We start from the raw sequence: 19,991 nt of genomic DNA, 5'->3' as shown, positions 1-19,991 counted from the left end.
TTCATCGAGCGCCTGCGCTGCCTCTTGCGGCGGTTTTCCCCTCTTCTCCACACGCCATGAGCAAAAAAGTCTTCATCAAAACCTTCGGCTGCCAGATGAACGAGTACGACTCGGACAAGATGGCCGACGTGCTGAACGCCGCGCAGGGCTACGAGCCGACGCAGGACATCGAGCAGGCCGACCTGATCCTGTTCAACACCTGCTCGGTGCGCGAAAAAGCGCAGGAAAAGGTCTTCAGCGACCTCGGCCGCATCAAGCACCTGAAGGCGCGCGGCGTGAAGATCGGCGTGGGCGGCTGCGTGGCCAGCCAGGAAGGCGCGGCGATCATCGCGCGCGCGCCCTACGTCGACGTGGTGTTCGGCCCGCAGACGCTGCACCGCCTGCCCGAGATGCTCGCCCAGCGCGACGTGCAGGACCGCCCGCAGGTCGACATCAGCTTCCCCGAGATCGAGAAGTTCGACCACCTGCCGCCGGCACGGGTGGAGGGCGCGACCGCCTTCGTCTCGATCATGGAAGGCTGCTCCAAGTACTGCAGCTACTGCGTGGTGCCCTACACCCGCGGCGAAGAAGTGAACCGGCCGCTCGACGACGTGCTGGTCGAGGTCGCCGGCCTGGCCGACCAGGGCGTGCGCGAGGTCACGCTGCTGGGGCAGAACGTGAACGCCTACCGCGGCCGCATGGGCGACACGGCGGAGATCGCCGACTTCGCGCTGCTCATCGAGTACATCGCCGAGATCCCCGGCATCGAGCGCATCCGCTACACCACCAGCCACCCGAACGAATTCACGCCGCGCCTGATCGAGGCCTATGCGAAGGTGCCGAAACTGGTGAGCCACCTGCATCTGCCGGTGCAGCACGGCAGCGACCGCATCCTGATGGCGATGAAGCGCGGCTACACCGCCATGGAATACAAGAGCACGGTGCGCAAGCTGCGCGCCATCCGGCCCGAGCTGGCCTTGAGCAGCGACTTCATCGTCGGCTTCCCCGGCGAGACCGACGAGGACTTCGCCAAGATGATGAAGCTGATCGAAGACTGCTCCTTCGATTCGAGCTTCAGCTTCATCTTCAGCCCGCGCCCCGGCACGCCCGCGGCCGCGCTGCACGACGACACGCCGCATGCCGTGAAGCTGGCGCGCCTGCAGCAGGTCCAGGCCGCGATCGACGTCAACGTCAAGCGCTTCGGCCAGGCGCTGGTCGGCACCACCCAGCGCGTGCTGGTGGAAGGTGCTTCACGAAAAAGTGCAGGCAAGAACGCCAACGAGCTGATGGGCCGCACCGCCTGCAACCGCGTGGTGAATTTCGAGGGCGACGCACGCCTGGTCGGCCAGATGATCGACCTGCGCATCACCCGTTCGCTGGCCTACACGCTCCGCGGCGAAGTGCCCACGCGCGAGGTCACCGACGCCGCATCAGCCAGTGCCGCGATCGCCGTCTGATGGCCAAGCTCACCACGACACGCGGTTCGTTCCAGCAACTGCTGCTTTTCGCCTTCCTCCTGATCACCGCCCTGCTGGTGGGCGTGGCCCTGCGTGCGGTGTTCCAGTACGACGCGCTGATGGCGCAGAGCCGCGATGCGGCCACGCGCGCGCTCACGCTCTCGGGCGCGGCGCAGTCGCTGGCCGAGCGCAGCGCGGCGATGGAGCGGGCCGGCCGCCAGTCGCTGGTGCTCAACGACGCGGTGCTGCGCCGCCGCTTCGACGACGCCGCCCGCGACGCGCAGAACGTGCTGACCCGGCTGGCCGACAACGGCGTGCAGCGCACCTCCATCGACGCCTGGCGCATGCAGCTCGACGCGATGGAACGGCTGCTGGTCGGCCCGTCGGAGACGGCCCTCACGCGCGAGACCACGCTGGCAATGCAGTTCCGCGACCTCGACGCCGTGAACACCGACATCGCCCAGCAGGCGCAGACGCAGATCGAGGCGCAGAACACCGCGCTCTCGACCCGCCTGGAAGACGCCCGCACGCGGCTGATGCGCGAGGTGCTGGCCGCCAGTGCGCTGGCGGTGGCGCTGGCGCTGGCCTTCGGCGTGTGGCTGGCGCGGCCCTTCAAGCGGCTGCAGCGCGCCATCGTCGGCCTGGGCGAGAACCGGCTCGACGAGCCGATCGACATCCGCGGGCCGGCCGACGTGCGGCGCGTGTCGCAGCAGCTCGAATGGTTGCGGCTTCGTCTGACGGAACTCGATGCCGACAAGGCACGCTTCCTGCGTCATGTGTCGCATGAACTCAAGACGCCGCTGGCGGCCCTGCGCGAGGGCATCTCGCTGCTGGAAGACGGCGTGACCGGCGCGCTCAACCCGGCGCAGCGCGAGGTTGCGCAGATCCTGCAGCAGAACGCGATCTCGCTGCAGAGCCAGATCGAGGCGCTGCTGCGCTTCAACGCCGCCGCCTTCGAGGCGCGCGACCTGCACCGCGAGCGCACGGCCCTGCTGCCGCTGATCGAGGAGCAGGTCGAGGCCCAGCGCCTGCAATGGCAGGCGCACGGGCTGCAGGTGCAGGTCGAGGGCGAGCCGCTGTCGATCACGGTCGACCCGGCCAAGCTGGGCACCGCCCTGGCCAACCTGCTGTCGAACGCCATCCGCTTCTCCGAGCGCGGCGGCACCATCCGCTTCGAGGTCTCCGGCACCTCGGACACCGCGCGCATCGAGATCGCCGACGCCGGCCCCGGCATCGCCGAGGGCGACCGAGACCGCGTCTTCGAGCCCTTCTTCCGCGGGGAACGCCAACCGGAGCACGCGGTCAAAGGCACAGGCATCGGCCTGTCGATCGTGCAGGAGTACATTGCTGCACATGGTGGCCACATCGCGCTGCTTCCCGACGGCCCCGGGGCGCGATTCCGCATCGAGCTTCCGCGCTCCGCCTGAGCCACCACCCTCTCCGCTCCATCCTCGCGCCATCCCCGCCCCGAACACCTCGCGTCCCACGCTGTCCCGCACCATGTCTTTTTCGTTCGTCCGCTGTCCGGCCCTTGCCTCGGCGCTCGCCCTCTCGTCACTGACCCTGCTGGGCGCCTGCACCACGCCGCCGCCCGCGCCGGCACCGCCGCCCACCCCAGCGCCCATGCCGGCACCACCGCCGCCGGCGGTGCGCGTGACCCCGGTCGAGGCCGAGCCGATCGCCCTGGCGACCCAGCCGGCGCTGGCCTTCGCCCTGCGCGGCGCCTCCCCGGCCGACGCCGTCCTCACCTACGCCGACCGCCTGCGTTCGCTCGGTGCCAACGAGCTGACGGCCGAACTGGCGCGGCTGGGCGAGCCGGGCGACACACCGCTGGTGCAGATGCAGGTGGCCCTGGTGCTGGCGCAGACGCGCGTGCCGGCCGACCTGGCCCGCTCGCTGGGGCTGCTGCAGCGCGTGATCTCGAATCCATCGGCCGACGCGCGGCCGCTGCAGCCGCTGGCCCGCCTGCTGGCCGCGCGCTTTCTCGAACAACGCAAGGTCGAGGACGACCGCGACCGCCAGGCCCAGCAGGCGCGCGACGCCCAGCGCCGCATCGACCAGTTGAACGACCGCATCGAAGCGCTGCGTGCCATCGAGCGCAGCTTCGCCCGGCCGAATGCACCGGCGCCGGCCCACGGCGGCAAGCCCTGAGCGGCGCACCAAGGAACGCCCATGAGTGAAGCACCCAGTCCCGCGAAAGCCACCGGCGCCCGGTTGCTGGTGGTCGACGACGACCCCGACATGCTGCGCCTGCTGTCGATGCGGCTGAACTCGGCCGGCTACCAAGTGACGGCCGTGACCTCGGCCGAATCGGCCCTGACGCAACTCGAGATCGAGCACCCGCAACTGGTGCTCAGCGACGTCCGCCTGCCCGGCCGCGACGGGCTCGCCCTCTTCGACGAGATCCGCAAGGACCACCCGACGCTGCCGGTGATCCTGCTCACCGCGCACGGCACCATCCCCGACGCGGTCGAGGCGACGGCGCGCGGCGTCTTCACCTACCTGACCAAGCCCTACGACGCCCGCGAACTGCTCGAGAAAATCAGCCAGGCCCTGGCCATGGGCTCGCCGGCCACCACGCCCAGCGCCAGCGGCGACGAGAGCTGGCGCTCCGAGATCGTCAGCCGCAGCAACCGCATGGCCGAACTGCTGGCCGAGGCGCGCATGGTCGCCAAGTCCGACGCGTCGGTGCTGCTGCGCGGCGACAGCGGCGCCGGCAAGGAGCTGCTGGCCCGCGCCATCCACAAGGCCAGCGCACGCGCCGACAAGCCCTTCGTGGCGGTGAACTGCGGCGCCATCCCCGAGGCCCTGCTCGAGTCGGAACTGTTCGGCCACATGAAGGGCGCCTTCACCGACGCGCATGCCAACCACAAGGGCCTGTTCCAGCAGGCCGACGGCGGCACGCTGCTGCTCGACGAGATCGGCGACATGCCGCCCGCCCTGCAGGTCAAGCTGCTGCGCGTGCTGCAGGAGCGCGCGGTGCGGCCCGTGGGCGCCGCCCAGTCGATCGCGGTCGACGTGCGCATCGTCTCGGCCACCCACCGCGACCTCGACGCCGCGATGGAGGCGGGCCAGTTCCGCGAAGACCTGTACTACCGGCTCAACGTGGTGACGCTCACGCTGCCGCCGCTGTCGGCCCGGCGCGAAGACATCCCGCTGCTGGCCAACCACTTCCTGCAGCGCCTGTCGACCAAATACGGCAAGCGGCTGTCCGGCTTCGCGCCGGAGGCGATCAAGGCGCTCACCACCGCCTCCTGGCCGGGCAACGTGCGACAGCTGTTCAACGTGGTCGAGCAGGTCTGTGCGCTGTCGAGTTCACCCCTGATTCCGCTGGCGCTGGTGCAGCGGGCGCTGCGCGTGCCCAGCGTGGAGGTCCAGACCTACGCCGACGCCAAGCAGCGCTTCGAGCGCGACTACCTGGTCGGCCTGCTCAAGCTGACCGACGGCAACGTGGCCGACGCCGCGCGCCTGGCCGACCGCAACCGGACCGAGTTCTACCGGCTGCTGCAGAAGCACGAACTGACCCCCGGCCACTTCAAGGCGGACGGCCCGTCGTCACCACCCGGCGACGCTGTCGCTGACGAGCGACGCACATAAGCCTTTGATTTCATTGAATTTGTGCCTCTCAGCCTCCCGGGTTGTCGGGGTTTGGCGACAAAATCAAGGGGTTTTCAGCGGGCCTCTTCGCTTTCCCCGGTTTTTTTGACCTGGTTTTCACCTAAGCCTTTGATTTAAAAGCGCTTTTCCATGCTGGCACAGGGTTTGCCCCTGTAGAGGCATGACCGTCCTTTCCAGCCCCTCTTTCGCACTGCGTCCGCAGCGCGATGGTCTGCGTTCTGCGCAGGCTTCCCTCTCGCGGCCCCGTGCCGCCAGCCCCCTGGCGGCCGGATCCGACGGATTGGGCGGCGCCGCCCCCGACTGCGTCTTCAAGCGCTTTCCAGCGATTGGCGACACCCCCTCTTCCCTTCAAAAGCAACGTTGGTGAGCCGCACATGAAACCAAACGATTTCTCCCAGATGAAGGTTCTGACCCCGGCCGACCTCGGCCCCCTCGGCCCGCAACGCAGCGCGTTTCGCGAGGACCGCCACCCCAACGCCGTCACTGCGCCGCCGATCAACCGCGGCTCCATGGCACCCCGCCCCTGGCGCGGTTTCTGGAACAGCATCGGCACCTCCATGCTGGTGAAGCTCGGCGCCGGCGGCCAGACCGCCCGCGAGCAGGCCGTCGAGCTCGGCCCGCAGCAACCGTGGCAGCGCGCCGCCAAGCAGCGGCGCCTGGCCTTCATGGTGCTGGCGCTGGTCAGCACCGTGATCGCGTCGGTCCTGTTCGCCAGCGTGCAACCGGACTACGACAACGTCTGGCTCGAATACGGCCAGATCGGCCTGTACGGCCTGCTGTCCGGCTGGGTCGTCACCGGCTTCGTGACCGCGCTGATGGGCTTCTACGTCTCCGTGCGCGGTGACAAGCACGCGCTGTCCGTCAAGCAGGTGGCCGACCACCCGATGAACCCGGACGCACGCACCGCGATCATCATGCCGATCTGCAACGAGGACGTGGCCACGGTGTTCGCCGGCCTGCGCGCCACCTGCGAATCGGTCGCCGCCACCGGTCATTCGAAGCAGTTCGACGTGTTTGTGCTGTCCGACAGCTACGACGCCGAGACCGCCAAGGCCGAACGCGCCGCCTGGGAAGACCTGCGCGCCGCACTGGCCGAGAGCCCGAACCAGCCGCAGGTCGAGGTGTACTACCGCCTGCGCACCCGCCGTACGCACCGCAAGGCCGGCAACGTGGCCGACTTCTGCCGCCGCTGGGGCAACGACTACAAGTACATGGTCGTGCTCGACGCCGACTCGGTGATGAGCGGCGACTGCCTGACCGCCATGGTCAAGCTGATGGAAGCCAACCCGACGGCCGGCGTGATCCAGACCGCGACGCAGGCCATCGGCCACGTCACGCTGCACGCCCGTGCCCAACAATTCGCTTCCCGCGTGACGGGCCGCCTGTTCACGCTGGGCATGCAGTTCTGGCAACTGGGCGAATCGCACTACTGGGGCCACAACGCCATCATCCGCGTCAAGCCCTTCATGGACCACTGCGCGCTGGCACCGATCGCCGGCACCGGCGGCATGTCGGGCGGCATCATGTCGCACGACTTCGTCGAAGCCGCGCTGATGCGCCGCGCCGGCTACCACGTGTGGCTGGTGTCCGACCTGGTCGGCAGCTACGAGCAGCAACCGCCGGACCTGCTGTCCGAACTGCAGCGCGACCGCCGCTGGTGCCAGGGCAACCTGCAGAACGCCCGCCTGATGGCCGAGCCCGGCATCCACCCGGTGCACCGCGCGATGTTCGTGACCGGCACCATGGCCTATGTTTCGGCCCCGCTCTGGCTGGCCTTCCTCACGCTGGGCACCGCCCTGTGGCTGTCGGGTTCGAGCCTGGTCTCGAGCTGGCACGTGCTGCCGGGCGAGCTGGCTGCCCTGTGGGCCTGGACGCTGAGCCTGCTGTTCCTGCCGCGCGTGCTGGGCATCGCTGCCGTGCTGATGCGCGGCGAGCAACGCCAGTTCGGTGGCCTGGGTGGCCTGCTCAAGAGTTCGCTGCTGGAAAGCGCGCTGGCCATCGTGCAAGCCCCGGTCCGCATGCTGGCGCACTCGCTGTTCGTCGTGGTCGCCCTCACCGGTGTCAAGCTGAACTGGAAGTCGCCTCCCCGTGAAGCCGCTGCCGTGCCGTGGCGCATCGCCCTGTCGCAGCTCGCACCGATGACTGCGATCGTTGCCCTGCTGGCCGTCGGCATCGCGCTGATCGACCCGAGCGCGCTGATCTGGCTGATGCCCGTGGGCCTGCCGCTGCTGCTGGCGATCCCGCTGACCGTGCTGACCAGCCAGATCGCGCTGGGCACCACGCTGCGCGACCGCGGCTACCTGCTGATCCCCGAGGAATCGCGCTCGCCGGCCGTCCTGCGCCGCGCCTGGATGCATGCGCTGAAGCTGGCGCGCCCGGCACTGGCGACCGCCTGATGCTGGGGGACCCACAGCGCCTCGCCCAGACTGCACGGGCCTGACGGCCTGTCGCATTCACAAGAAGCCCGCCTTGAGCGGGCTTTCTCTTTGGTGGGCGAGCAGTTGCCGAATCGGTGCAGGAAAAGAGGAAAAGCTCGCGCGGGGGAGGCGCCGGCCCAAGGATGCGCACCGACACGCCCCGATGCGCAATTCAAGCGGACCCGCCCAAGCAAGTCCGCCTGAGGGAAGGGTCAGACGCTAGGCGCGCTTGACAAGGCGAACGAGGAAAAGCAACACCACGGCGCCGATGGTTGCCACGACGATGCTGCCGATCAGGCCGCCGCCCAGCGAGACGCCAAAGGTGCTGAACAGGAAGCCGCCCAGGAAGGCCCCGATGACACCGACCACCAAATCACCGACCAGGCCGAACCCGCCACCTTTGACCAGCACACCGGCCAACCAACCAGCGACAAGACCAACCACAAGAAACCAGAGAAGACTCATTTATTACTCCCGAAAGATGCCAAAACGGCGGCTGAAGTCTAGTCGCACGTCGATGGGCTGCGTCCGAGGAGCCCGCCGCAGCCGATGGAACCGGCGGGGTGCCCCTCGAGAGGGGCAGCGCCACGGCGCTTCGGCTGGATTCATTTCAGAACGGCAGCTTCGGCCCCCCCGGCCCGCCCATGCCCGGCATCCCCTTCATGCCGCCCATCTTCTTCATCATCTTCATCAGGCCGCCGCCCTTCATCTTCTTCATCATGGTCTGCATCTGCTCGAACTCGTTGAGCATGCGGTTGACCTCCTGAACCTGCACGCCGGCGCCGGCGGCGATGCGGCGCTTGCGGGTGGCCTTGAGCAGTTCGGGCTTGCGACGCTCCAGCGGGGTCATGCTCTGGATGATCCCCTCCTTGCGGCGGATGTCGCGCTCGGCGCGGGTCATGTCGGCCTCGGTCGCCTTGGCGGCCATCTGCTGCGGGAGCTTGTCCATCAGGCTCGACAGGCCGCCCATCTGCTTCATCTGCTGCAGCTGGCCGAGGAAGTCGTTGAGGTCGAAGCCGGCGCCGCTCTTGACCTTGGCAGCGAGCTTCTGGGCCGCGGCGACGTCGACGCCCGCCGTGACCTGCTCGACCAGCGCGACGATGTCGCCCATGCCCAGGATGCGGCCGGCGTGGCGTTCGGCGTCGAACACCTCGAGCCCGTCGATCTTCTCGCTGGTGCCGGCGAACTTGATGGGCACGCCGGTGATCTGCCGCACCGACAGCGCCGCACCGCCGCGGGAGTCGCCGTCGGTCTTGGTCAGGATGATGCCGGTGAGCGGCAGCGCGTCCTTGAAGGCCTTGGCGGTGTTCACCGCGTCCTGGCCCTGCATGGCATCGACGACGAACAGCGTCTCGACCGGGTTGAGCTCGGCGTGCAGCGCCTTGATCTCTTCCATCAGCACTTCGTCGATGGCCAGGCGGCCGGCGGTGTCGACCAGCAGCACGTCGAAGAAGTGGCGGCGCGCGTGGTCGATGGCGGCGCGCGCGATGTCGATCGGCTTCTGGTCGGCGGTGCTGGGGAACCACTCGGCGCCGGCCTGCTTGGTGACCGTCTTGAGCTGCTCGATGGCCGCCGGGCGGTAGACGTCGCCCGACACGGTGAGCACCTTCTTCTTGCGCTTCTCGATCAGGTGCTTGGCCAGCTTGGCCGTGGTCGTCGTCTTGCCGGCGCCCTGCAGGCCGGCCATGAGGATGACGGCCGGGGGCTGCGCCGCCAGGTTGATGTCGGAAATACCCTCGCCCATGGTGGCGGCGAGCTCGCGGTTGACGATGCCGACCAGCGCCTGGCCGGGCTTGAGCGACCCCAGCACCTCCTGGCCGAGCGCTTTCTCCTTCACGCGCGCCACGAAGTCGCGCACCACGGGCAGCGCCACGTCGGCCTCGAGCAGCGCCATGCGCACTTCGCGCAGCATGTCCTGCACGTTGGCTTCGGTGATGCGGGCCTGGCCGCTCATCGTCTTGACGAGGCGGGAGAATTTTTCGGTGAGCGCGGTGGCCATGGAGGGTGCCTTGTGCCCGCAGCTGCGGGCGCTTTGAAATGGGGGCGGAACGCCGGGGGCGGCGTTGCGAAACGCGACGGGCTCTACGGGCAAGCCCTTATCATCGACGGATGATTTTAGCGAGCCCCTCCCCACTCGGCGTGGCACTGGGCATCGCCACTGCCGGTGCCTATGCCTTGACGGCCGCCGCGGCCCCTCGATTGAACCGACAGGCCACCCAGTCCGCACTGGGCCTGGCCTGGCTGCTTCATGCGCTGGCGCTCGGCGTCGGGCTGATCAGCGCCATGCCGCGCTTCGGCTTCGCGCCGGCGCTGTCGGTCATGGCGTGGCTGGTGCTCACGGTGTATGCCGTCGAAAGCCGCATGTTCCCCCAGCTCACCGTGCGCCGTACCCTGGCCGGGCTCGGCGCGCTGGCCGTGCTGCTCGCCGTGCTGTTTCCGGGCACGCCGCTGCACGTGTCGGCCTCGCCCTGGCTGCCGCTGCACCTGGCGCTGGGGGTCGCGTCGTACGGCCTGTTCGGCGCTGCGGTGGTGCACGCCTGGCTCACGAACCGCGCCGAGAAGCAGATTCGCCTGGCCACCGAACCGCAGGCCGGCGTGCCGCTGCTCACCCTGGAGCGCCTGACCTTCCGCTTCGTGAGCGCGGGCTTCGTGCTGCTGTCGGCCACGCTGCTGGCCGGGCTGCTGTTCAGCGAGGCGCTCTATGGCGCCGCCGGGCGGGTCTGGAAGTGGGACCACAAGACACTGTTCTCGGTGCTGGCCTGGCTGACCTTCGCGATGCTGCTCGTCGGGCGTGCCCGCTTCGGCTGGCGCGGCCGCACCGCGCGGCGCGTGCTGTATGCGGGTGCCGCGCTCCTGCTGCTGGCTTATGTCGGCTCGCGCTTCGTGCTCGAAGTGCTGCTGGCGCGGGGCGCCGCATGAAGTACCTGCTGGTCCTCTTCGTGGTCGCGGTCGGCATCTGGCTCTGGCGCAAGAACAGACAAGACGAAATCCGCGAACGCGCGGCGCCGCCCAAGCGTTCTGCCCCACCCGCGGTCGGTGCGCCGCAGGCGATGGTGCGCTGCGCGCACTGCGGCCTGCATCTGCCGGCGACCGACGCCCTGCCGGGGCCGGGCGGTGCGCTGTATTGCAGCGCGGCGCATCGGCGCGCGGCCGAAGGCTGAGAAGCTGAACCGCCCCGCCATGGCCTCCCTGCTCTGGTCACGCGGCGACCCCCTGACCGACTGGGCCGCGCTCGATACCCGCACCGAACGCGACACCGCCCTGCAGCGCCTGTGGCGCGGTTTCATGACGGCGCGCTGCTTCGTGGCGGCCGTGTTGCTGCTGCTGCAGTTCGTGACCTATGCGATCGGCCAGTCGGTGCACTGGGTCGCGGTCGGCCTCTCGTCCGGCTACCTGATCGCCGCGCTGCTGGGCGCGCGCTTCGCGCCCTTCCGGCCGCCGATCCGCGGCTTCGGCGCGGCCTGGGCCGTGACCATCGGCATCGATCTGGCCACCTTCACCGCCTTGCAGGTGCTGCAGGTCGGCAGCATCAACTACACGCCGCTGTTCGCGCTGCCGGTGCTGATGGGCGCGGTGCTCGGCACGGTCACCGTCGGGCTGGGCACCAGCGCGGCCGTCACGCTGCTGCTGCTGGCCGATGCGGGCTGGCGCTGGATCGATTCGTCGGGCGACGCCAGCGCGCGCTTCGTGCAGGCGGCGCTCACCGGCACCGGTCTGTTCGTGGTGGCGCTGCTGGCGCACGAGCTGGCGCGGCGCCTGGCGCGCGAAGAAGCGCTGGCGCAGCGCGGACGCAGCGCGGCGCAGATGCACGCGCAAGTCAACGACCTGGTGATCGAAACGCTGAGCGAAGGCGTGCTGGTGATCGACGCCGACGGCCGGGTGCATGCCGCCAACCCGGCGGCCGACGTGATCCTCGGGCACGGCCTGGCGTCGATGACGCCGCCCTTCGTGCTGGCGTCGCAGCCGGCCTGGCGCCCGCTGGCCGCGCTCGCCGGGCGCACTTTCTCGCGACGTGCCGCGCAGTCGCGCGAACTGCCAGTGGCACAGGCCCAGGGCCCGGCGCGCGAGGTGCGGGTGCGCACCCGTCTCACGCCCTCCAGCAACGGGCGCAACGACAGCCTGTGCGTGATGTTCCTGCAGGACCTGCGCGAACTCGAGGCCCGCATCCGCACCGAGAAGCTGGCGGCGATGGGCCGCATGTCGGCGGCGGTGGCGCACGAGATCCGCAACCCGCTGGCCGCGATCACCCAGGCCAGCGCGCTGCTCAGCGAAGACCTGACCGATCCGGCACACCGCCAGCTCACCGCGATGGTCGAGCAGAACGCGCTGCGGCTGGCGCGCATCGTCGACGACGTGCTCGACGTGGCGCGCGCGCGCCAGCAGCGCGTGCTGCCGCTGGACGAGCAGCTGTCGCTCGACCCGACGGTGCGCGCGATGGTCGACGAGTGGGTGCAGCAGACGCAGTGCCGCGGCGTGCAGGTGGTGCTCGAGGCTGCGGGACTCGACGTGCGATTCGACGTCGAGCACCTGCGCCGCATCCTGGTCAACCTGCTGGACAACGCGGCGCGCTACGCCAGCGCGCGCGAGGGCGCGATCCAGGTCAGCACGCGGCGCGGCAGCGCCGGGCGCGCCAGCCTGCTGGTGTGGAGCGACGGGGCGCCGCTCGACCCCGCCGTGCAACGGCACCTGTTCGAGCCCTTCTTCTCGTCGGAAAGCCGCTCGAGCGGGCTCGGCCTCTTCCTGTGCCGCGAACTCTGCGAGCGGCACGGCGCGACCATGGGTTACGACCGCAGCATCGCCGTGCGGGACGGCCCGGAAGGCAACGCCTTCTTCGTCAACTTCGCGGCCGCCGAAGTGCGGCTGACACAATAACGCCGTGAGCACTCCCCACCCGTCCGCGCCGCGCATCGCCCAGATCCTGGTCATCGACGACGAGCCCGACCTGCGCACCCTGTACGAACTGACGCTGCTGCGCGAGGGCTACCGCGTCGAGGCCGCCGGCAGCGTGGCCGAAGCGGCGCAGCGCCTGCAGGCGGAGCGCTTCGACGTGGTCATCACCGACATGCGGCTGCCCGACGGGCTGGGCATGGAGATCCTCCAGCGCATCCACCGCGAACAGCGCAGCGAGCGCTGCATCGTGATGACGGCCTATGGCTCGGCGGAGAACGCGGTCGAGGCGCTGAAAGCCGGTGCCTTCGACTACCTCACGAAGCCGGTCGACCTCAAGCAGTTCCGCGGGGTCGTGGCCTCTGCGGTGCAGGCGCAACCCACAGCGGCACGCCCCAGCACGCCGGCCCCCGGCACCGCCGACCACGGACGCAGCAGCGAGCCGGCCGTCGGTGGCCACGGCAACGCGGCGCTGGCGCGGCTGGTCGGCGAATCCGAGCCGATGCGCCTGGTCAAGTCGCGCATCGCCAAGGTGGCGCGCGGCATGGCGCCGGTGCTGGTGCGCGGCGAATCGGGCACCGGCAAGGAACTGGTCGCGCGCGCCGTGCATGCCTGCAGCCAGCGCAGCGACGGCCCCTTCGTTGCCGTCAACTGCGGCGCCATTCCGGAGAACCTGCTCGAGGCCGAGTTCTTCGGCGCGCGCAAGGGGTCGTACACCGGCTCGGCGGCCGACCGCGACGGCTACTTCCAGGCGGCCCGCGGCGGCACGCTGTTCCTCGACGAGATCGGCGACCTGCCGCTGGCGATGCAGTCGAAGCTGCTGCGCGCCATCCAGGAGCGCAGCGTGCGGCCGATCGGCTCGACGCAGGAGGATGCGGTCGACGTGCGCATCGTGAGCGCCACCCACAAGGACCTGCAGGGCGAGGTGCAGGCCGGCCGCTTCCGGCAGGACCTGTTCTACCGGCTCAACGTCATCGAGATCGCCGTGCCCGCCTTGCGCGACCGGCGCGAGGACCTGCCCGCGCTGTGCACCGCACTGCTTGCGCGCATCGCGCACGACGCCGGCATGGAGGTGCCGGTGCTGTCGCCCGCGGTGATCGACAGCCTGGCGGCCCACCCGCTGCAGGGCAACGTGCGCGAACTCGAAAACCTGCTGCACCGCGCGGTGGCGCTCAACGACGGCGACGAACTGCACCTGGACTTCGAGCCGAGCAACATCGCGCCGCTCGAGCGCGTGTCCGACTTCGCGCCGATGGCGATCGCCGCGCCGCCCCCGGCACCGCCGCCGCCCGCGCCCGTGACCACCGCGCCGGTGCCAGCGAGCGTGGACACGCCACCGGCCGTGCCGGCCGACCTGCAGACCTACCTCGACCAGCAGGAACGCGAGATCCTCGTGCGCGCCCTGCGCGAGAGCGGCTTCAACCGCACCGCCGCGGCCGCACGGCTCGGCCTGAGCCTGCGGCAGATCCGCTACCGCATCGCGCGGCTGGGCATCGGCACGCCCAACGGCAACGACGATGCCGGCGGCGATGAATGACGCCCCGGAGGCGGCCTCCGGCCTTTGGCAGGACGGCTGGCTGCGCAGCGCGAACCGTTTGCCCTCGCCGAATTTCGGCCCGCGGCCGCCGGGCGCGCACATCGACCTGATCGTGCTGCACTCCATCAGCCTGCCGCCCGGCCGGTACGGCGGCGACGAGGTGCAGCGGCTCTTCACCAACCAGCTCGACTGGGACGCGCACCCCTACTTCCAGCAGATCCGCGGCGCCCAGGTCTCCTCGCACTTCTATGTGCGGCGCGACGGCGCGCTCTGGCAGTTCGTGAGTTGCGATGCGCGCGCCTGGCACGCGGGGGCGTCGGCCTGGCGCGGCCGCGGCAACTGCAACGACGACTCCGTCGGCATCGAACTCGAAGGCCTCGAGGGCGACACCTTCAAAGCGGCGCAGTACGCCACCCTCGCCACGCTCTGCCCGGCGATCGCGCAGCACTACCCCATCGGCTTCGTCGCCGGCCACGAGCACATCGCGCCGGGCCGCAAGCACGACCCGGGCGCAGGCTTCCGGTGGGCGCGCCTGCAGGCCGACACCGGGTGGCCGAGCGCGATGTTTCCGCCGCAGTGTCAGCCGCAGACCGCGAGCCGCTAAAAATTTTCAATCGAGGCCCGGCACTCGATGCCCGGCCGATCGACCGGCGTGCCGCGCGAAGCCATCGGCGAATGTCCAGCAACCATGCGGCTTTCAAGCCCAAATCCGCCGGAAAAGTGCATCGCTGCTGGCTTCGTTCAGACTGATGCAGTCACCATGCGGCATGCGCCGGCCCCTGCGTCCCATGTGAAATTCTTCACGGACATTGATCTTCGTGAAAAACACTACATCTAGTGATTGTGACCCCCCCACACACTAGATATAGTGTGCTGCCCGACCGATATCCCCCGGTCGACCGCGCCGGACGCCGCTTCCGCCGCGCGCCCCCAACAAGAATTTGCCAACCGAGGACCGAATGCAAACAGCTCTGAACACCCCGTCCACCACCGCTCGCGCCACCCCCTCGCCCACCGCTGGCGCGGCGGCCCGCGACACCGCCGGCTCGCCTGCCGGCAACGCGCTCGCGCACTACCAGATCATCCGCCGCAACGGCGCCGTGGTGCCCTTCGAGCCCAACAAGATCGCCATCGCGATGATGAAGGCCTTTCTCGCGGTGCACGGCACCCAGGGCGCGGCATCGGCCAGCGTGCGCGAGACGGTCGACACGCTGACGCAGGCCGTGGTGCGCGCCATGGTGCGCTCGCGTCCGGGCGGCGGCACCTTCCACATCGAGGACGTGCAGGACCAGGTCGAACTCGGCCTGATGCGCGGCGGGCACCACGAGATCGCCCGCGCCTATGTGCTGTACCGCGAACGCCGCACGCAGGAGCGCTCCAGGCAAGGCGCGCAGGAAGCGCCGGCGGCACCGACGCTGCATGTGCTCGACCGCGGCGAGCGCGTCGCGCTCGACGTGAACGAACTCAAGGGCCTGATCGAATCGGCCTGCTCGGGACTCGGCGACAGCATCACCGCGGCACCGATCCAGGCCGAGACGATGCGCAACCTGTACGACGGCGTGCCGCTCGACGAGGTCTACAAGGCCTCGATCCTGGCCGCCCGCACCCTGATCGAAAAAGATCCGGACTACACCTTCGCCACCGCCCGCCTGCTGCTGCACACGATCTTCAAGGAGATCATCGGCCGCGAAGTGATGCCCGCCGAGCGCTCGCAAGCCTACGTCGACTACTTCCCGCAGTTCATCAAGAAGGGCGTCGACAACGACCTGCTCGACGAGAAGCTGCTGCAGTTCGACCTGCCGCGCCTGGCCGCCGCGCTCAAGGCCGAACGCGACAACCAGTTCGACTACCTCGGCCTGCAGACGCTGTACGACCGCTATTTCCTGCACGTGCGCAAGACGCGCATCGAACTGCCGCAGGCCTTCTTCATGCGCGTGGCCATGGGCCTGTCGCTGGGCGAGATCGACCGTGAAGCCCGCGCCATCGAGTTCTACGAAGTGCTGTCGTCCTTCGACTTCATGTCGAGCACGCCCACGCTGTTCAACGCCGGCACGCTGCGCTCGCAGCTGTCGAGTTGCTACCTGACGACCGTGCCCGACGACCTCGACGGCATCTACGAGTCGATCAAGGAAAACGCGCTGCTGTCGAAGTTCGCCGGCGGCCTGGGCAACGACTGGACCCGCGTGCGCGCCCTGGGCAGCCACATCAAGGGCACCAACGGTGAATCGCAGGGCGTCGTGCCCTTCCTCAAGGTCGTCAACGACACGGCCGTGGCCGTGAACCAGGGCGGCAAGCGCAAGGGCGCCGTCTGCACCTACCTCGAAACCTGGCACCTCGACATCGAGGAGTTCCTGGAGCTGCGCAAGAACACCGGCGACGACCGCCGCCGCACGCACGACATGAACACCGCCAACTGGATCCCCGACCTGTTCATGCGCCGCGTGATGGAAAAGGGCACCTGGACGCTGTTCTCGCCCAACAACGTGCCCGACCTGCACGACCTCTTCGGCGCCGAGTTCGAGCGCGCCTACGTCGCCTATGAAGAGAAGGCACAGCGCGGCGAGATCAAGCCATCGCGCACGATCCCTGCGGCCGACCTGTGGCGCAAGATGCTCACGATGCTGTTCGAGACCGGCCACCCCTGGATCACGTTCAAGGACGCCTGCAACGTGCGCTCGCCGCAGCAGCACGCCGGCGTCGTGCACTCGTCGAACCTGTGCACCGAGATCACGCTGAACACCAGCGACACCGAAACCGCCGTCTGCAACCTCGGCTCGGTCAACCTGATCAACCACCTGAAAGACGAGGCCGGCGCCAAGGTGCTCGACCAGGCCAAGCTCAAGAAGACGATCTCGACCGCGATGCGCATGCTCGACAACGTGATCGACATCAACTACTACGCGGTCAAGAAGGCGCGCGACTCGAACCTGCGCCACCGTCCGGTGGGCCTGGGCCTGATGGGCTTCCAGGACGCGCTGTACGAACTGCGCATCCCCTACGCCTCGCAGGAAGCGGTGCAGTTCGCCGACGAGTCGATGGAAGCCATCTGCTACCACGCCTACTGGGCGTCGACCGACCTGGCCAAGGAGCGCGGCAAGTACTCGAGCTACAAGGGCTCGCTGTGGGACAAGGGCATCCTGCCGATCGACACGCTCGACCTGCTCGAGAAGGCGCGCGGCGGCTACGTCGAGGTCGACCGCTCGGCCACGCTCGACTGGGACGCACTGCGCCAGAAGATCAAGGCCGACGGCATGCGCAACTCGAACTGCGTGGCGATCGCGCCGACCGCGACCATCTCGAACATCATCGGCGTCGACGCCTCGATCGAGCCCTGCTTCGGCAACCTGTCGGTCAAGTCGAACCTGTCGGGCGAGTTCACCGTGATCAACCACTACCTGGTGCGCGACCTCAAGCGCCTGGGCCTGTGGGACGACGTGATGGTGATGGACCTGAAGCACTTCGACGGTTCGCTGCGCCCCATCGACCGCGTGCCGCAGGACGTGAAGGCGCTCTACGCCACCGCGTTCGAAGTCGAGACCACCTGGCTGGTCGAAGCCGCCGCACGTCGCCAGAAGTGGATCGACCAGGCGCAGTCGCTGAACATCTACATGGCGGGTGCATCGGGCAAGAAGCTCGACGACACCTACAAGCTCGCCTGGCTGCGCGGCCTGAAGACAACCTACTACCTGCGCACGCAGAGCGCGACGCATGCCGAGAAGTCGACCGTGCAGTCGGGCCGGCTCAACGCGGTGTCCTCGGGCGGCAGCAACGACGCGCCCAAGATGAGCGCGATCGAAGCCGCAGCCGCCGCTGCGCAAGCGCAGCTCAATGCGATGCCCGCCACCGACATCGCGTTCTGCGGTGTCGACGACCCGACCTGCGAAGCGTGCCAGTGATGTCGGCGTGATGCGAATGTGATTCGCGGCATCGCCCGACAAAATGCGATGCCTGCGAACAACATAAGCAAGAGATAATTCGGGCGCGATGCGAGGCTGCACTTTGCAACTCGCATCGTTGCTCACATAATTTGAGCATTGGATTTTTCTATGTTGACCTGGGACGAAGAAGTCAAGCCATCCTTGCCAAAGGACATGCCACAAGGATTGCAGCACTCACCATCGCAAAGCGGCGCACCTGTCGCCCGCTCGATGGAATTCCCGACGCCGCAAACAGCCTCCACCGCCACGCCTGCGCCTCGCACGACGCTCGACGACGGCGCATCGGCACCTGTTCGGCAAGTCGCAGCGCCGACCGTCGCGCGCCGTGTGAACGCTGCGGACAAGCGCATCATCAACGGCCAGACCGACGTCAACCAGCTGGTGCCGTTCAAGTACAAGTGGGCCTGGGAAAAGTACCTCGCCACCTGCGCCAACCACTGGATGCCGCAGGAAGTGAACATGACGCGCGACATCGCGTTGTGGAAAGACCCGAACGGCCTCACCGAAGACGAGCGCCGCATCGTCAAGCGCAACCTCGGCTTCTTCGTGACCGCCGATTCGCTGGCCGCCAACAACATCGTGCTGGGCACCTACCGCCACATCACGGCGCCCGAGTGCCGCCAGTTCCTGCTGCGCCAGGCCTTCGAGGAAGCGATCCACACGCACGCCTACCAGTACATCGTCGAATCGCTCGGCCTGGACGAGAGCGAGATCTTCAACGCGTACAACGAGGTCGCCTCCATCCGCAACAAGGACGAGTTCCTGATCCCCTTCATCGAAGCGATCAGCGACCCGAACTTCAAGACCGGCACGCACGAGACCGACCAGACCCTGCTCAAGTCGCTGATCGTGTTCGCCTGCCTGATGGAAGGCCTGTTCTTCTATGTCGGCTTCACGCAGATCCTGGCGCTCGGCCGCCAGAACAAGATGACCGGCGCGGCCGAGCAGTACCAGTACATCCTGCGCGACGAATCGATGCACTGCAATTTCGGCATCGACCTGATCAACCAGCTTAAGCTCGAGAACCCCAACCTCTGGACCTCAGAGTTCAAGGCGGAGATCAAGGCCCTTTTCCTGAAGGCCGTCGAGCTCGAATACCAATACGCCGAAGACACCATGCCCCGCGGTGTGCTCGGCATGAACGCCTCCATGTTCAAGGGCTACCTGCGGTACATCGCCAACCGGCGCGCGCAGCAGATCGGCCTCGAGACGCTCTTCCCGAACGAAGAAAACCCGTTCCCCTGGATGAGCGAAATGATTGACCTGAAGAAAGAGCGCAATTTCTTCGAAACCCGCGTGATCGAATACCAGTCGGGTGGCGCGCTCTCCTGGGATTGAGCTTTTTAACGACAACAATCGATGGATTCAGGAATTGCCCTCCACATCGACTGCGCCACAGAGCGCGGCGGTGCCGAGGGCTCAGGTGTTCATGGTGCTGGGACTTGATTTCCAACGCCATGGATCGCTTCAAGCGCAACAGCGCGCGCGAAGTGCTTCAAAAGGTTGATTTTTCAACTTGACCAAGGAGAAAGAAATGGCAACTGCAAAGAAAGCGCCGGCGAAGAAAGCCGCAGCAAAGAAGGCTCCGGCCAAGAAGGTCGCGGCCAAGAAGGCACCGGCTAAGAAGGTCGCAGCGAAGAAGGCTCCGGCCAAGAAAGTCGCTGCCAAGAAGGTAGCCGCCAAGAAGGCGCCGGCCAAGAAGGTCGTAGCGAAGAAGGCCCCGGCCAAGAAGGTTGCTGCCAAGAAGGTAGCCGCCAAGAAGGCGCCTGCGAAGAAAGTTGCTGCCAAGAAGGCGCCGGCCAAAAAGGCTGCTGCCAAGAAGGCGCCTGCAAAGAAGGCCCCCGCGAAAAAGGCGGCGGCCAAGAAGCCCGCTGCCAAGAAAGCTGCGAAGAAGCCCGCTGCCAAGAAGGCTGCGAAAGCGCCCGCCAAGGCTGCCGCCGTAGCGCCTGCCCCTGCTGCGCAAACGACGCTGAACCCTCAGGCTGCATGGCCGTTTCCGACGGCCAGCAAGCCCTGAGTTTCTCAGCGGCCTTGAAGGCAAGAGCCCGGTACCGCAAGGTGCCGGGCTTTTTTCATGGCGCTGACCCGTCCTACCCAGCGTTGACACCTCGACCTTGCAGAAAGGGCAGGTGTCATGGAATCGAGTGTCAAGCGCACA

General features: G+C 68.1%; 15 protein-coding genes. 13 read left to right on the top strand and 2 right to left on the bottom strand.

The features are described 5' to 3' along the window. Positions 1 to 56: 56 nt before the first annotated feature. The 5 genes from miaB (at position 57) to mdoH (ending at position 7,450) form a co-directional block, all read left to right on the top strand. Positions 57 to 1,436, top strand: a complete 1,380-nt coding sequence (gene miaB, locus N8A90_RS10795) for a tRNA (N6-isopentenyl adenosine(37)-C2)-methylthiotransferase MiaB (protein ID WP_262074866.1) — start codon at positions 57 to 59, stop codon at positions 1,434 to 1,436. Continuing rightward, positions 1,436 to 2,863 carry a sensor histidine kinase gene (locus N8A90_RS10790; protein WP_262074865.1) on the top strand — a complete coding sequence of 476 codons (1,428 nt, stop codon included), beginning with the start codon at positions 1,436 to 1,438 and terminating at the stop codon, positions 2,861 to 2,863. Before miaB ends, N8A90_RS10790 begins: the two co-directional genes overlap by 1 nt. A gap of 73 nt (positions 2,864 to 2,936) precedes the next feature. Next, positions 2,937 to 3,587 (top strand): hypothetical protein, encoded by a 651-nt coding sequence (locus tag N8A90_RS10785; RefSeq protein WP_262074864.1) that lies wholly within the window; start codon positions 2,937 to 2,939, stop codon positions 3,585 to 3,587. 21 nt (positions 3,588 to 3,608) lie between these two features. Further along, a complete protein-coding gene (locus N8A90_RS10780) occupies positions 3,609 to 5,033 on the top strand; it encodes a sigma 54-interacting transcriptional regulator (protein ID WP_262074863.1) in 1,425 nt (474 codons plus the stop codon). A gap of 419 nt (positions 5,034 to 5,452) precedes the next feature. Beyond that, complete coding sequence (mdoH, locus tag N8A90_RS10775; RefSeq protein ID WP_262074862.1) at positions 5,453 to 7,450, top strand: glucans biosynthesis glucosyltransferase MdoH; 1,998 nt, start codon at positions 5,453 to 5,455, stop codon at positions 7,448 to 7,450. Between the two features lie 240 nt (positions 7,451 to 7,690). On the opposite strand, the gene N8A90_RS10770 is transcribed toward mdoH, so the two are convergent. Further along, complete coding sequence (locus N8A90_RS10770) at positions 7,691 to 7,936, bottom strand: GlsB/YeaQ/YmgE family stress response membrane protein (RefSeq protein ID WP_262074861.1); 246 nt, start codon at positions 7,934 to 7,936, stop codon at positions 7,691 to 7,693. A gap of 145 nt (positions 7,937 to 8,081) precedes the next feature. Next, positions 8,082 to 9,470: a signal recognition particle protein gene (ffh, locus tag N8A90_RS10765; RefSeq protein ID WP_262074860.1), complete on the bottom strand. Its 1,389-nt coding sequence runs from the start codon at positions 9,468 to 9,470 to the stop codon at positions 8,082 to 8,084. Between the two features lie 110 nt (positions 9,471 to 9,580). On the opposite strand from ffh, the gene N8A90_RS10760 reads away from it, so the two are divergent. From N8A90_RS10760 to N8A90_RS10725, 8 genes are all read left to right on the top strand, one after another. Continuing rightward, entirely contained in the window at positions 9,581 to 10,390 is an 810-nt protein-coding gene (locus N8A90_RS10760) for an inner membrane protein YpjD (protein ID WP_262074859.1), read from the top strand. Next, positions 10,387 to 10,632, top strand: a complete 246-nt coding sequence (locus tag N8A90_RS10755) for a PP0621 family protein (protein WP_262074858.1) — start codon at positions 10,387 to 10,389, stop codon at positions 10,630 to 10,632. Before N8A90_RS10760 ends, N8A90_RS10755 begins: the two co-directional genes overlap by 4 nt. 19 nt (positions 10,633 to 10,651) lie before the next feature. Next, positions 10,652 to 12,343 carry a sensor histidine kinase gene (locus N8A90_RS10750; protein WP_262074857.1) on the top strand — a complete coding sequence of 564 codons (1,692 nt, stop codon included), beginning with the start codon at positions 10,652 to 10,654 and terminating at the stop codon, positions 12,341 to 12,343. A 4-nt stretch (positions 12,344 to 12,347) separates the two neighbouring features. Beyond that, the gene (locus tag N8A90_RS10745; protein WP_262074856.1) at positions 12,348 to 13,895 is read left to right on the top strand and encodes a sigma-54-dependent transcriptional regulator; all 1,548 of its coding nucleotides are present in this window, start codon (positions 12,348 to 12,350) and stop codon (positions 13,893 to 13,895) included. Beyond that, positions 13,888 to 14,499 (top strand): 1,6-anhydro-N-acetylmuramyl-L-alanine amidase AmpD, encoded by a 612-nt coding sequence (ampD, locus tag N8A90_RS10740; RefSeq protein ID WP_262074855.1) that lies wholly within the window; start codon positions 13,888 to 13,890, stop codon positions 14,497 to 14,499. The genes N8A90_RS10745 and ampD overlap by 8 nt, the downstream gene beginning before the upstream one ends. Positions 14,500 to 14,854: 355 nt before the next feature. Next, entirely contained in the window at positions 14,855 to 17,791 is a 2,937-nt protein-coding gene (locus N8A90_RS10735; protein WP_262074854.1) for a ribonucleoside-diphosphate reductase subunit alpha, read from the top strand. Positions 17,792 to 17,941: 150 nt separating this feature from the next. Beyond that, a complete protein-coding gene (locus N8A90_RS10730; RefSeq protein WP_262074853.1) occupies positions 17,942 to 19,171 on the top strand; it encodes a ribonucleotide-diphosphate reductase subunit beta in 1,230 nt (409 codons plus the stop codon). 196 nt (positions 19,172 to 19,367) lie between these two features. Then, on the top strand, positions 19,368 to 19,850 hold the full coding sequence (locus N8A90_RS10725; protein WP_262074852.1) for a histone H1-like DNA-binding protein: 483 nt from the start codon (positions 19,368 to 19,370) through the stop codon (positions 19,848 to 19,850). The last annotated feature ends 141 nt before the right edge of the window (positions 19,851 to 19,991 follow it).

The sequence above is a fragment of the Variovorax sp. N23 genome (assembly GCF_025486315.1).
GTDB lineage: Bacteria > Pseudomonadota > Gammaproteobacteria > Burkholderiales > Burkholderiaceae_C > Variovorax.
Note: the sequence above shows the minus strand (reverse complement) of the source record. Positions and strands in the feature narration are given on the sequence as shown.

Excerpts from the sequence above, each read along its gene's own strand:
- N8A90_RS10760 (WP_262074859.1), top strand. The coding sequence starts at position 9,581 with ATGATTTTAGCGAGCCCCTCCCCACTCGGCGTGGCACTGGGCATCGCC.
- N8A90_RS10790 (WP_262074865.1), top strand. The coding sequence starts at position 1,436 with ATGGCCAAGCTCACCACGACACGCGGTTCGTTCCAGCAACTGCTGCTT.
- N8A90_RS10755 (WP_262074858.1), top strand. The coding sequence starts at position 10,387 with ATGAAGTACCTGCTGGTCCTCTTCGTGGTCGCGGTCGGCATCTGGCTC.
- ampD (WP_262074855.1), top strand. The coding sequence starts at position 13,888 with ATGAATGACGCCCCGGAGGCGGCCTCCGGCCTTTGGCAGGACGGCTGG.
- N8A90_RS10735 (WP_262074854.1), top strand. The coding sequence starts at position 14,855 with ATGCAAACAGCTCTGAACACCCCGTCCACCACCGCTCGCGCCACCCCC.
- N8A90_RS10770 (WP_262074861.1), bottom strand. The coding sequence starts at position 7,936 with ATGAGTCTTCTCTGGTTTCTTGTGGTTGGTCTTGTCGCTGGTTGGTTG.
- mdoH (WP_262074862.1), top strand. The coding sequence starts at position 5,453 with ATGAAGGTTCTGACCCCGGCCGACCTCGGCCCCCTCGGCCCGCAACGC.
- N8A90_RS10730 (WP_262074853.1), top strand. The coding sequence starts at position 17,942 with ATGTTGACCTGGGACGAAGAAGTCAAGCCATCCTTGCCAAAGGACATG.
- N8A90_RS10750 (WP_262074857.1), top strand. The coding sequence starts at position 10,652 with ATGGCCTCCCTGCTCTGGTCACGCGGCGACCCCCTGACCGACTGGGCC.
- miaB (WP_262074866.1), top strand. The coding sequence starts at position 57 with ATGAGCAAAAAAGTCTTCATCAAAACCTTCGGCTGCCAGATGAACGAG.
- ffh (WP_262074860.1), bottom strand. The coding sequence starts at position 9,470 with ATGGCCACCGCGCTCACCGAAAAATTCTCCCGCCTCGTCAAGACGATG.
- N8A90_RS10785 (WP_262074864.1), top strand. The coding sequence starts at position 2,937 with ATGTCTTTTTCGTTCGTCCGCTGTCCGGCCCTTGCCTCGGCGCTCGCC.
- N8A90_RS10780 (WP_262074863.1), top strand. The coding sequence starts at position 3,609 with ATGAGTGAAGCACCCAGTCCCGCGAAAGCCACCGGCGCCCGGTTGCTG.
- N8A90_RS10725 (WP_262074852.1), top strand. The coding sequence starts at position 19,368 with ATGGCAACTGCAAAGAAAGCGCCGGCGAAGAAAGCCGCAGCAAAGAAG.